Below are 12,203 nucleotides of genomic sequence, written 5' to 3'. Positions count from 1 at the left end.
AAACTAATACCAATTGGAATCCATCGGGCAATGAAAATAATAGACTAGTTGGCGGGGGAAATACCGTCTATGGCCCGGCCAAGGCGGGAGAGGATCACCGGCTGACTGTTGATCTCCAGCGTTTTTGCCCAGCGCCGACCCAGCCACCAGGCGCTTGCCGCGCCGCTCAGGCCAAGGGCGATAGTCAGCAGATCGCTGCTCACGAGCCCCGCCAGACCAGCAAGGAAATGTCCTAAGGTGGCGCCAATAAACAGGCCCGCCAGCGGCATAAGATAGACGATGGCGGCCGCCTTTAAGATGACGCTCTCGGGCAGGCCGAGTTTTAACAGCTCACCGGGTTCATACTGGGTGTCGCTAGGCAGCGAGAAGCGCTGCACCTTGGGCGAGAACGCCTTAGACACGGCAGAGGTGCCGCAGGTGTCATTATTGTCGCAATGATTACAGGCATTTTTAACTTTTACTTCGACCGTGACCCAGCCATCGCCCGGGCACCTGATCACTGTGGCGGTTTCTTCCATCATAGCGGGATCACTCTATGGTGATGCTTTTGGCGATGCGGCTGAGTGTCTCGGCCGGCACCTTGCCCACGGCAACCACCTCGGCATTGCCCACACGCTCGGCGGCCAAAGAGAGACCGTTGCGTGTCATCAGCTCGTCGGGCAGCGCCGTCTCGCCGGCTCTGGCCACATACACAGAGATGTTCACCAGGCCATCGCTCAGGGCGATATACTCGACCGCCTCGTGGCTGCCGATGAGTCTGTGATTATCCTTGACCAAGATCTTAAAACCTTGAGGTAACCATTTGAACTGCCAGTTGTCGGCCTGCTCACGCTGGGGCTGAGGCATGATCTCGGGCCAATCCTGCTTATAGGCTTCACGCAGAATCGCCGGCGCATCATCAAGAACGATCAACTCTACCACCAGCACCTGCTCCAGCAGCTGCTTCTCAAGGTTCAGCATGTCGTAACGCAGCGGCAGATAGGTATCCATATCCAGCCATACCTGATAGCTATAGCGGTTGTCATCGTTGGGGATGATGCGCACTAACTGACTGGGACGCCCGGCCAGACGCGAACGTCCACCCAGGACAAACTGATAACCCGACTCCAGATCTGAGATAACGCCGGCAAACGCAGGCGGCAACACGCCTTGAATACGCTCGGCGCGCACGCTGTAGGCGGGTTGGTCGTGTTCGATAAAGGTAACTGTATTGCCCACGCGCACGGCATTCTTCGGTGGACCATTGAGGTGCTCGAGAAATGCGACTTCATGGTCTTCGACCTTGCCGTGAAGATAAACCAGGGGGCGTATGTGATCCGCTTGCAGATGGATCAGGGACATCTTGAATTCTTGCCCTTTCAAGGCGAGGCTCATATTTTCGAGCCAAGCCTTAGCGGACAACTCTTCCTGCGCACTGGCAGGGAAGACGAGGACTAACAGGGCCAACCAAATAAGACGCAAGCTAACTCCTTAATAATACCAATCGACACAAAGAGTATAGTCAGTGTGACCAGTATAAATAGCTTTTAGTGATTCACCGGGATCGGCGTTAGCTCACCATTGTCGTCTATATTGGCACTGTTATTCAATCTTTGCTGCAGCATATGATCTTGAATATAGGTGTTGATGCGATGACGCTGCTCCATCACACGCTCATTGGTATAACTTTGATTCTGTTGTACCGGGCCAGTCTGTAGGCTCACAGGCGACGCGCTGCCAATCAGCGGACGGGTATTGAGCACTGGCATAGGAGCATCTTCGACGCCACCCTGATTATAATTCTGCACGCCGATCACGGCGACCAAGGCGACGCTGGCGGCGATGGCATATTGACCAAACTGCTTAAACAGCGGAACCACACTCGCAAGTTGACGTTGAGGCGCCACCTCAGGCGTTTCGACACGCTTAGGCACAAGGATACTAGGCTCAAGCTCAATCGCTGCGGCAATGTTGGCACTGAGATCGAGATTGATCGCAGCGGGCAACTCACCACGCATAGCATCACCTATCATGTGATAATCACGCCACTTCTCATGTGAATCCGTATCGGCGGCGAGTTGCGCCAACTCCTGCTCGTCGATTTCACCATCAACGGCAGCGGAAACCCATTCCTGACCTAACTTATCCATTTATCACCCATATAAATTTAGTGTATCGAATAAAATGCTTCATCGTTCCAGCAAAGGCTGCAACTTCTTATCGATGGCTTCACGTGCCCTAAAGATACGTGAACGCACTGTGCCCACAGGACACTCCATCACATTGGCAATCTCTTCATAACTCATGCCATCGAGCTCACGCAGAGAGATAGCCATCTTCAATTCTTCCGGCAAGGTATCTAGCGTATCGAAGACCACTTTCTGAATCTCATCTGACAACATGAGACGCTCAGGGGAGGCAAACTCCTTTAGCGCATCACTGCCGTCGTAATATTCGGCCTCTTCCGCATCGACATCGTTGGCAGGCGCACGCCTGCCCTGTGCCACTAAATGATTTTTCGCGGTATTGACCGCGATGCGATACAACCAAGTATAAAACGCACTCTCACCCCTAAAGTTAGGCAACGCACGATAAGCTTTGATAAAGGCTTCCTGTGCCACATCTGCCACGTCGGCCTGATTACGCACATAACGGGCAATCAGATTAATCACTTTGCTCTGGTATTTATGTACCAGCAGGTTAAAAGCGTTTTTATCTCCTTGTTGCACTCGCTCAACGAGTTGTTGATCACTTATCTGTCCACTCATCCGAGCCGACTACTCCTAAATCTAAAATGCTGATTTCTCAGTCGCTCGAATCATATTCACATATGTAGACTAGCCCACATCGAAAAAGTTCTAAAAAAAATTGCGATATCCGCATTTATTTTCTACGGCGAGATCAGTATCCATAAATGGCGTCTTGGTTTACCATAGACAATACTCGCATAACTTACCATGATACCTGATGAAACAAGTAGTTGAACATCAATCTGACGTTTTGGTTATCGGCAGCGGGGCTGCTGGTCTGACTTTAGCGCTACATCTGGCTGAAAAATCAAACGTTATCTTACTCTCCAAAGGCCCACTCAGCGAAGGCTCAACCTACTACGCCCAGGGCGGTATCGCGTCAGTGTTCGATGAAGAGGATACCATCGAATCTCACGTCACCGATACCTTGATCGCCGGGGCCGGGTTATGCGATGAAGAAGTTGTGACCTTTACCGCCGAAAACGCCAAGAGCGCCATGGAGTGGTTGATTCACTGCGGCGTCGCCTTCGATAAAGAAGAAACCGCCGACGGCGACGAGAGCAAGGCGCCCTATCATCTGACCCGCGAAGGTGGCCATAGCCACAGACGCATCCTGCACGCGGCCGATGCCACGGGTAAAGAGGTGCAGGTGACGCTACAGGAGCGTGCCCTGAGTCACCCCAATATCAAGGTACTTGAGCGCTACAACGCCATCGACCTTATCACCACACGTAAGCTCAAGCGCCCGGGCAACCGTGTGCTTGGCGCCTATGTGTGGAACCGTAACGAAGAGCATGTGGAAACCGTTAAGGCTCGCTTCGTCGCCCTGGCCACAGGTGGCAGCTCTAAGGTATACCAATATACCTCGAACCCAGATATCGCCTCGGGCGATGGCATCGCCATGGCCTGGCGCTCGGGCTGCAGGGTGGCCAACATGGAGTTCAACCAGTTCCACCCTACCTGCCTCTACCACGCCGATGCCCGCAACTTTTTGTTGACCGAGGCGCTGCGCGGTGAAGGAGCCTACCTTAAGCGTCCCGATGGCAGCCGCTTCATGCCGGACTTCGACGAGCGCGGCGAGCTAGCGCCCCGCGACATCGTGGCCCGCGCCATCGATTATGAGATGAAGCGCCTTGGGGTCGACTGTGTCTACCTGGATATCAGCCACAAGCCGGCCGACTTTGTTATCAAGCATTTCCCTACCATCTATAGACGCTGTCTGGAGCTGGGCATAGACATCACCAAAGATGCTATCCCTGTGGTACCCGCGGCCCACTATACCTGCGGCGGCGTGATGACAGACCTGCATGGTCAGACGGATCTCAATGGTCTCTACGCCATAGGTGAAGTGGCCTATACCGGCCTGCACGGCGCGAATCGTCTGGCCAGCAACTCACTGCTTGAGTGTCTGGTGTTTGCCCGCGCGGCGGCCGAGGATATTGAGAGCCAGCTCGCCAAGATCCCTATGCCGGGTACCCTGCCCGCCTGGGATGAGAGTAAGGTATCGAACTCGGATGAAGAGGTTGTGATCGCTCACAACTGGCATGAGCTACGTCTGTTCATGTGGGACTATGTGGGCATAGTTCGCTCAGACAAGCGCCTCGAGCGCGCCCTGCGTCGCTGCGCCATGCTGCAGCAGGAGATCCAGGAGTACTACAGCAACTTCCGCGTGAGTAACAACTTACTCGAGCTGCGTAATCTGGTCCAGGTTGCTGAGCTTATCATCCGCTGCGCCATGGAGCGTAAGGAAAGCCGCGGCCTGCATTACAATATTGACCATCCCAACAAGAGTAATAATCCGCTACCAACCATATTGCATCCAGAGCAATAGCAGTAAGGTCGTTAGCCAAACCTTAGTAGCAGACGACACAGGTGCCGATAACCTGTGTCGTCAAACATATCCCGCCATAAGATAACCAGGCGTTTCTGCTCTCCCTCGTATAACCAGAACAGCACCACCAAGGGGCTCACCCAAATCCTGCGATAACTAAGATGTTGCTCGCTTGCTTCGTCAACCTGCTGCACTTGCGTATGCGAATCTAACTCGTCGCGGAGTAGACCAATTCTGCCCGACTCATCCAGCCAGAAGGCAAGAGACCAACGTCTTAGCGCAATAAACTGATAGAGGAAGAAAGTGATTGTAGCCGTTAACAGGCCATACTTGAGGGTGAGAAACCAGAGAGAGGCAATTGGCGGCCAGACCAGAAAAGCACTCAGGCACAGGGCCGCGAAACAGACCAGCGAGAGTCGCTGGTCGAAGGAGGCTGTCAGGTGAAAGTTATGGCGCCGCCCGGCCACGAACTTTAACCACCATCTCGGCGAGCTGCGGGTCTGGACAGGCCTCATGGCCCATAAACCAGGCAAACAACTCAGGATCTTCACACTCTAATAGACGAACGAAAACCGCCTTATCATCTATAGACAGCTGTTCATATTGGGTCTCAACAAAGGGTTGAAACAATACATCAAGCTCTAACATGCCCCGTCGGCACGCCCATCTTACTCTGGCTATGTTCATTGGCTCTGACACACAACTACTCCCTTATTTTCGATTGGCGATAGTGTACCAGTTAGGCCGCCGGCTTCACACCGTTTTATAGCCGCTCCACCTCGAGATCCTTGCCGGCGAAGAGATCGCTAAAGTCAGTTTCCAGCAGGGATTTTACCGCCGGATGTTGGATCATCCGCTCGGCAAACATCACATGATAGACCTCCTTGATGTCATCAGTCTCACCCAGAATCTGCATATCGTGGGCAAGAATATCCTGCTTATAGATAGATGGCGCCACGAAAATACCCTGCTTGAAGAAGCCAAACGCCTTCATCATGGCCGCATCGTCGAACTCACCGAGTATGGTGACATCCAGGCCATTCTCATCGAACCAGTGATGTAGCTGCTGGCCGAGCGAGGTGCGCTTGCCCGGGATCAACAACTTGCCCTGCTCCAGACAGGCGGGAAAGGGTTTGTCGTAGGTGGTCGAGGAGAAAAACGCTACGCCACACTCGCCAAGCTTCTTCGATAGGATCTCCGGATACTTGAGCGACTCACCGGCGCAGTCGGATAAGATCATATCCAGCTTGTGGGCCCTTAAGCGCTCCATCAGGCTCTCGTGGGTCGCCTCATAACAGGCAAGATGCATGGAGCCATCGCTGGGCACAACCGAGAGAAGCACCCGACTGGCCAGGGCCTTAGAGAGCGCATCGGCGATACCCACCTCAAACAAAATATTATTATCCTTTTGATAATTCAGGATATCTAACATCTCATAGCTCAGGCTGAACATCTTATCGGCATAGCGAAACACCAGTTCACCCAGCTCGGTGGGCTCAAGATTACGCCCCACCCGCTTAAACAGGGTACCGTTGAGGCGCTGCTCTAGTACGCGGATCTGCCCGGTCACCGTTTGCGGGGTCAAACATAAGGTTTCGGCGGCCTTGGCCACCGAGCCCTTCTTATGCACCATCCAAAAATAATAGAGATGGTTATAGTTCAGATGCGACATCAAGGCTCGCGTCTCTCCTGCTATTTAAGACGTTGGCAATCCATCATGTTGTACATGACTTCACTTAGCGTCTCTATCGAATCCACCTTGCCCATATCCAAGGCCTCGGAGAGCCCCTGCACCAGGCTGTCGCGATCGGGCAGGCGTCCCTCGCAGTAGGTGCGATTAGCCTCTTCGAAGCGCTTGCCACTACGGTACTTGAGGGCGCGGGACTCATACCCATTAGTCTCGACCCGTTTGCCCATCGCATTAGGCTTAAACATGAGGGCACCGTCGACAACCCCCTCCAGGTAATGCTGACAGGCGACGCTGTTGACATCTTTATCGCACGCCTCTAGTTGGCTGGCATAGGCGCCCCCGGTCAAGCCGAATGAGAGCATGAGTGTCACGACGAGTTTTTTCATGATTTTTCTCCTTTCTCTGGAAGCACCTTAGATAACCAAAAATAACCTATCACCGCCGACATGATCGACCCGGTCAGAATGCCGAGCCTTGCCAGATCGCCATAGGCCTCGCCATCGCCGATAAAGGCCAGGGATGAGATGAACATCGACATGGTAAAGCCGATACCACACATCACTGCCACGGGGGCGATATGACGCCAGCCCATGCCTTCGGGCAATGCAGCCAGCTTAAGCTTGACCGCCACGAAGCTAAACAGCAGTACCCCAAGCGGTTTACCCAGCAGTAAGCCAAGTGCGATACCCACAGGCACAGGCGATAACAGATCCCCAAGGCTCATGCCCGACAGGTCGACCCCGGCATTGGCAAAGGCAAAGATAGGCAATATGACAAAGGTGCTCCATGGGTGCAGGCTATGCTCCAGATGCTCTGACGGTGAGCTACCATCTTTGGCCCGCAGCGGAATACAGAATGCGATGATCACACCGGCCAGGGTAGCGTGTACCCCAGATTTGAGCACGGCTATCCAGAGGATCAGGCCCACCACCCCATAAGGAGCCAGCGCGGTCACGCCCTTACGATTTAGCCCCACCAAGATCACTATCGCCAGCGCCGCAACGACTAAGCTGATGGCAGACAGATCTGTGCTATAGAACATGGCGATGATCACCACTACGCCCAGGTCATCTATGATGGCCAGCGCCAGCAGGAACACCTTAAGCGCCACCGGCACCCGGCTACCCAGCAGCGCCATGATACCCAGCGCGAAGGCAATATCGGTAGCGGCAGGAATAGCCCAGCCCACCTGAGTAATAGGGTCGGCATAGTTAAAGATCAGGTAGATCGCCGCGGGGAAGATCATGCCACCTATGGCGGCGAAGGTTGGCAAGGATGCCTGCTCGCGGCTCGACAATGCGCCTTCCAGCAGCTCACGCTTCACTTCCAGGCCGATCAACATGAAGAACAGGGCCATCAGGCCGTCGTTAATCCAGTGGATCAGCGTCTTATCAATATCCAAACTGCCCACGCGCACCTGCATCTCTGTGTGCAGGAAGCCTTGATACAGACCTGATAGCGGGGAGTTCGCCATGATCATCGCCAAGATAACGGCCGCCATCAATAAGATGCCACCGGCCGATTCCTGGCTCAGAAAATTTCTAATCGCCTTTTCCATAAATAAACTCCAAAAACACTTAATGTATTGAGTCTAGCGGAATGCAACCTAGCTGAATAATCGTTTGCATCGGCATTAAACATCGGTAATTCCGAGGTATTAAGTGTAGTCAGTCACCGCAGACTAATCAATAGCATGCAGTTTCACTTAGCGGGAGTGGCGATTAAAACCATCTGTGACAGGGATCACAGGCAGATTAAGATTGAAAGGGAGATTTTTTATGCAGAATAAATTAATAAAGCGCGGCGACTCACAAAGAGTCCGCCGCGCCTTACCTCAGAAATTCCTCAGTCTTAAGATTGACTCTTAGACAGAGAAGGGATACTGAATCGCCTCGTGATGCTGATAGCCAGTCACCTCGAAATCGTCCATGGTGACCCAGGTCTCGAGATCTTCCAGCGACTTGATATCTGGATTGATGCTTAGCTTAGGCGACGGGAATGGCTCGCGCTTAAGCTGCACCTCCTGCATCAGGGGTAACTGATCTTCATAGATGTGCGCATTGACTATCTTATGGTAGGCCTTACCCGGCTTATGACCTGTGATCTGCGCCACAATCGCCAGCAGGGCAAACACCTGCACCTGATTGAAGTTAAGCCCTAGGGGCACGTCGCAAGAGCGCTGGAAACTGTTGAGGTATAAGGTATCGCCCAGCAAAGAAAAATTATGGGTGTGCATACAGGGACGCAGACAGCCCATGTGAAATTCACCTGGGTTATAGAAGCTTAAGATCTCGCCGCGATCATCAACCCCCTTTGACAGGTTGTCGATTATCTTTCTCAGCTGATCTACTGTGCCGCCATCTGGCTTTGCCCAGGCTCTGCCCTGCACCCCGTACACCCGGCCCATATCGTCATGACCCTTACGGTGAGGGTTATTCAGCCAGGCGCTGTTTTCATTGGCGTTGGCATCCCAGGTCTTGGCACCCAATTTTCTGAAGTCGGCGGCATTGTCATAGCCCCTGAGGTAACCCAGCAGCTCGGCAATCGCCCCCTTCCAGAAACTCTTACGCGTGGTGATCAGGGGAAACTCGTTGGCGGCCACATCATATTCCAGATCGGCATTGATCACGGTTAAACAGCGCTTTCCTGTGCGCTCGTTTTCAACCCAGACGCCCTCATTGATGATTCGTTCACATAATGCCAAATACTGTTTCATCTTATCCTACTTATCATTGTTGCTTGGATGGGGACTTTAGCGCCCTTCCCTAATCGAGTCTTAATCTAGCGTTAGCCGAGCCTTTGTTCTATCAACCGCTTTTTTACGGCCATCTCTAGCTGAGGGCTAACTTGATCCCGGTAAAGAATAACATGACGGCGAAGATTTTCTTCAGTCTTGCCGTGGGCCAGACACTTGCCGCCTTCGCCCCCAGTGGCGCCGTCAACATAGAGGTGCAGACGATGCCGAACAAGGCGGGCAGATAGATATAGCCCAGGGTGTATTCGGGCAGCCCTTGAGTCGCCCAGCCAGCAAACACATAGCTAAGGCTACCAAACAGGGCGATCATCAGCCCTGTCACCGAGGAGAAACCTATGGCGTGGCGCATCTGCACGCCGCACCAGGTCAAAAATGGGATAAACAAGATGCCGCCGCCTATGCCCATTAGTGCGGCTATGATGGCGACAAACATTGCGGTAACAAACAGATAGGGACTCGCGGGCAAGCTGCGCTCGCCATCGGCCGCCTTAAAGGGAAACACCATCTGCAGCGCCATCAACACCAAGAAACCGGCAAATATTTGCTTGAGTAGCTGAGCGGAAAACAGCGAGGAGATAAAACCTGCGGACAGGGCACCAACGATTAAGCCCGGCAGCATGATGGTGAGTAGATGCCAGGGAATATTACCGCGGGCATGATGAGCCCGGGCAGATGAGGCCCCGGTTAGGATGATCGCCGCCAGCGAGGTGGCAATGGCCACATGGGTCAAATGCTCTGGCACCACGCCCGCCATGGGCAGAAGAAACAGCAATACAGGTACGGCTATCACGCCACCGCCGATGCCTAACAGGCCCGCCATAAAACCGATGAAGGCCCCCAGGGCAATACAACTGACAACTATGGTGAACATGTAACCTCGACGGCAGTGGCGAAAGGAGGCATTAGCTTAAAGGAATTACCGACAGATTGAAATTGCCTAACACTCACAGAGAGAAACTCACTTATAGGAATTCGTCCAGACCTTTCTCTTTCAGATACAGCGTCAGCAGTTCCCTCACCTCGAAGCCGTTGGTGAGTGACAACGCCTGGGCAAGCAGCTCGCTCAAGTCCTGATAGGACACCCTGCGGATCAGATAATTGATCTTGGCAAGACTGCCCTGGTTCATACTCAGCTGGGTATAGCCCATGGCGACCAGCAGCAGTACACCCATGGGTTCGCCGGCCAGTTCACCACAAACGCTGATCGGCAGGCGATACTCTCGGCACGCCAACCTCGCCTGGGTCAGCGCCCGTAAAATGCCCGGATGATAGGAGTCATACAGGGTACTGACTCTTGGGTTGTTTCTATCGACCGCCAGCAGATATTGAGTCAGGTCGTTCGAGCCTACAGAGATAAAGTCGACCCGCTTGGCCACCTCTTCGAGCTGAAACAGCAACGCAGGCACCTCCAGCATTATGCCTATCTTAGGCCGCAGCAGGTCTGGATGAACATCTTGCTTCACCTCGAGATAAGCCTGCTCCAGATAGGCGATGGCCTGATCTATCTCGTCCAAACAGCAGACCATGGGCAGCAGAATATGCAGCTGCTCACCGCCCCCCGAAGCATTGAGCATGGCTCTGAGCTGCACCAGAAACAGCTCGGGATGATCCAACGTCAGACGGATCCCGCGCCAGCCGAGGAAAGGGTTCTCCTCGATAATAGGCAGATAAGACAATGGCTTGTCACCGCCCACATCCAGGGTGCGCATCACCACGGGACGCCCAAGCGCCGCATTCAACACCTGACGATAGACCTCGACCTGTTCGGCCTCGCTGGGGAAGCGGGTCTGTAACATGAAAGGGATCTCGGTGCGATACAGGCCGACGCCGTCCGCACCCTCGGCGATCTCCGAGGCCAGGCTGCTTAACAGCCCGGCATTAAGATAGAGATGAATTCGGCGCTCATCTAAGGTCAATGCAGGCTTAGACAGCTCCTCGGCATAACGTTTCTGCAGCGCCTTCTCCGCCGAGATCAGGCTACGATACTCACCGATCAGCGTCGGTGTGGGCGAGATCAGCACCTGTCCGCGGTTGGCGTTTAGGATCAGCTGTTTGCCATCAATACCGGCATTGAGGATCCCCTCGACACCTATCACCGCCGGGACGCCGAAGGCGCGCGCTAAGATAGCCGCGTGGGAGTTAACCCCACCAAGCTCTGTGACTATGCCCACCAGCTTGTGCTGGGGGAACTCGGCGAGCATGGTCGCCGTGGCTTCCTTGGTCACCAGGATCACGGGCACATCCAGTTCCAGCTGCATCTTCTGCGGCTCGATCAGCTCACGCAGCACCCTCTGGCCCAGATCGCGAATATCCGTCGCCCGTTCCTGCATATAAGGGTCTTGCATCTGCTGGAAATGATCTATGTAGCGCAGCGACACCCGGCTCACCGCCGAGATAGCCGTCCAGCCCGCCTGGATCTCCCGCCCATATTCACCGCCCAGGCTGGTATCATCCAGCAGCAGTTGCAGGGCGGAGAAGATAGACTGCACCTCTTTCTCATTTTCGCCATCGAAGCGCTGTGACAGGGCGCTCAGGGTGTTGCGACAGGCATCCAGCGCCTGACTCAGGGCCTGTAATTCTTCGTCAACCTGCTGGGTGCGACGCCCCTGCTGCTCAAGGGGGATCTCGCCCCCCAGCACCATAGCGTGAGCGATCACCACGCCACTGGCCGCCGAGGTGCCGGTATAGACACACTTGTCCGGCGCCGATTTCACCTCGGCCTTCTTACGCTGCTCACGCACCGCCACCGCCAACTGGGCGGCGAGCGTCATCAGGAAGGCCTCTTCGGCCTCGCTAAACTGGCGCGCGTCGGCCTGCTGCACCACCAGCACGCCTAGGATTAATTTCTGATAAATGATGGGGACGGCGAGAAAGGCACGAAAATCTTCCTCGTCGACTTCGGTGAATAGCTTAAATCTGGGGTGTTGCTGGGCATCTGCCAGGTTGACCGGCTCTTCGCGTTCGGCTACCAGACCGACCAGGCCCTGGCTCATGGGCATCTTGACCTTGCCCACGGCTCTCGGGTCCAGGCCATCGGTGGCCGACAGCACCAGCTCCTGCTCTTCCAGGATATAGATGGAGCAACACTGGGTCTCCATCGCCGACTTGGTCTGGCTGACAAGCAAAGAGAGGGCTGATTGAAGATCATCGGCTGCGGCTACGGCCTGAGTGATGTCTCTGAGCGTCTTTAACACAGCC

Annotated in this window: 13 protein-coding genes; 1 reads left to right on the top strand and 12 read right to left on the bottom strand. The window is 54.3% G+C overall.

The annotated features are described in order from the left end of the window. Positions 1–44: 44 nt before the first annotated feature. The 4 genes from K0H80_RS05230 to rpoE all read right to left on the bottom strand — a co-directional run bounded on the left by K0H80_RS05230 (position 45) and on the right by rpoE (position 2,747). Positions 45–521 (bottom strand): SoxR reducing system RseC family protein, encoded by a 477-nt coding sequence (locus tag K0H80_RS05230; RefSeq protein WP_220073333.1) that lies wholly within the window; start codon positions 519–521, stop codon positions 45–47. Between the two features lie 7 nt (positions 522–528). Then, positions 529–1,461, bottom strand: coding sequence for a MucB/RseB C-terminal domain-containing protein (locus K0H80_RS05225; protein WP_220073332.1), 933 nt, complete (start codon positions 1,459–1,461; stop codon positions 529–531). 65 nt (positions 1,462–1,526) lie between these two features. Then, complete coding sequence (locus K0H80_RS05220) at positions 1,527–2,129, bottom strand: sigma-E factor negative regulatory protein (protein ID WP_011864853.1); 603 nt, start codon at positions 2,127–2,129, stop codon at positions 1,527–1,529. A gap of 39 nt (positions 2,130–2,168) precedes the next feature. After that, entirely contained in the window at positions 2,169–2,747 is a 579-nt protein-coding gene (rpoE, locus tag K0H80_RS05215) for an RNA polymerase sigma factor RpoE (protein WP_011864852.1), read from the bottom strand. Positions 2,748–2,946: 199 nt separating this feature from the next. On the opposite strand from rpoE, the gene nadB reads away from it, so the two are divergent. After that, the gene (gene nadB / locus K0H80_RS05210; protein ID WP_011864851.1) at positions 2,947–4,560 is read left to right on the top strand and encodes an L-aspartate oxidase; all 1,614 of its coding nucleotides are present in this window, start codon (positions 2,947–2,949) and stop codon (positions 4,558–4,560) included. Between the two features lie 11 nt (positions 4,561–4,571). Here the strand turns inward: nadB and K0H80_RS05205 are convergent, their stop codons facing one another. From K0H80_RS05205 to ptsP, 8 genes are all read right to left on the bottom strand, one after another. After that, entirely contained in the window at positions 4,572–5,027 is a 456-nt protein-coding gene (locus tag K0H80_RS05205) for a protein YgfX (protein WP_220044545.1), read from the bottom strand. Beyond that, a complete protein-coding gene (locus tag K0H80_RS05200; RefSeq protein ID WP_220073918.1) occupies positions 5,008–5,247 on the bottom strand; it encodes an FAD assembly factor SdhE in 240 nt (79 codons plus the stop codon). The genes K0H80_RS05205 and K0H80_RS05200 overlap by 20 nt, the downstream gene beginning before the upstream one ends. 76 nt (positions 5,248–5,323) lie before the next feature. After that, positions 5,324–6,232: a transcriptional activator NhaR gene (gene nhaR / locus K0H80_RS05195; protein ID WP_220073331.1), complete on the bottom strand. Its 909-nt coding sequence runs from the start codon at positions 6,230–6,232 to the stop codon at positions 5,324–5,326. 20 nt (positions 6,233–6,252) lie between these two features. Next, a complete protein-coding gene (locus tag K0H80_RS05190) occupies positions 6,253–6,636 on the bottom strand; it encodes a hypothetical protein (protein WP_011864847.1) in 384 nt (127 codons plus the stop codon). Next, entirely contained in the window at positions 6,633–7,808 is a 1,176-nt protein-coding gene (nhaA, locus tag K0H80_RS05185; protein ID WP_011864846.1) for a Na+/H+ antiporter NhaA, read from the bottom strand. The genes K0H80_RS05190 and nhaA overlap by 4 nt, the downstream gene beginning before the upstream one ends. 306 nt (positions 7,809–8,114) lie before the next feature. Beyond that, the gene (locus tag K0H80_RS05180; RefSeq protein ID WP_144201092.1) at positions 8,115–8,966 is read right to left on the bottom strand and encodes a thymidylate synthase; all 852 of its coding nucleotides are present in this window, start codon (positions 8,964–8,966) and stop codon (positions 8,115–8,117) included. A 115-nt stretch (positions 8,967–9,081) separates the two neighbouring features. Next, on the bottom strand, positions 9,082–9,876 hold the full coding sequence (locus K0H80_RS05175) for a sulfite exporter TauE/SafE family protein (RefSeq protein WP_220073330.1): 795 nt from the start codon (positions 9,874–9,876) through the stop codon (positions 9,082–9,084). Between the two features lie 91 nt (positions 9,877–9,967). Further along, complete coding sequence (ptsP, locus tag K0H80_RS05170) at positions 9,968–12,199, bottom strand: phosphoenolpyruvate--protein phosphotransferase (protein ID WP_220073329.1); 2,232 nt, start codon at positions 12,197–12,199, stop codon at positions 9,968–9,970. Positions 12,200–12,203 lie beyond the last annotated feature (4 nt).

Source organism: Shewanella aegiceratis (assembly GCF_019457495.1).
Classification (GTDB): Bacteria; Pseudomonadota; Gammaproteobacteria; order Enterobacterales; family Shewanellaceae; genus Shewanella; species Shewanella loihica.
The sequence above is the reverse complement of the archived record's forward strand: the minus strand, read 5'-3'. Positions and strand labels throughout refer to the sequence as shown.

Excerpts from the sequence above, each read along its gene's own strand:
- K0H80_RS05230 (WP_220073333.1), bottom strand. The coding sequence starts at position 521 with ATGATGGAAGAAACCGCCACAGTGATCAGGTGCCCGGGCGATGGCTGG.
- K0H80_RS05220 (WP_011864853.1), bottom strand. The coding sequence starts at position 2,129 with ATGGATAAGTTAGGTCAGGAATGGGTTTCCGCTGCCGTTGATGGTGAA.
- rpoE (WP_011864852.1), bottom strand. The coding sequence starts at position 2,747 with ATGAGTGGACAGATAAGTGATCAACAACTCGTTGAGCGAGTGCAACAA.
- nadB (WP_011864851.1), top strand. The coding sequence starts at position 2,947 with ATGAAACAAGTAGTTGAACATCAATCTGACGTTTTGGTTATCGGCAGC.
- K0H80_RS05200 (WP_220073918.1), bottom strand. The coding sequence starts at position 5,247 with ATGAACATAGCCAGAGTAAGATGGGCGTGCCGACGGGGCATGTTAGAG.
- nhaR (WP_220073331.1), bottom strand. The coding sequence starts at position 6,232 with ATGTCGCATCTGAACTATAACCATCTCTATTATTTTTGGATGGTGCAT.
- K0H80_RS05190 (WP_011864847.1), bottom strand. The coding sequence starts at position 6,636 with ATGAAAAAACTCGTCGTGACACTCATGCTCTCATTCGGCTTGACCGGG.
- nhaA (WP_011864846.1), bottom strand. The coding sequence starts at position 7,808 with ATGGAAAAGGCGATTAGAAATTTTCTGAGCCAGGAATCGGCCGGTGGC.
- K0H80_RS05180 (WP_144201092.1), bottom strand. The coding sequence starts at position 8,966 with ATGAAACAGTATTTGGCATTATGTGAACGAATCATCAATGAGGGCGTC.
- K0H80_RS05175 (WP_220073330.1), bottom strand. The coding sequence starts at position 9,876 with ATGTTCACCATAGTTGTCAGTTGTATTGCCCTGGGGGCCTTCATCGGT.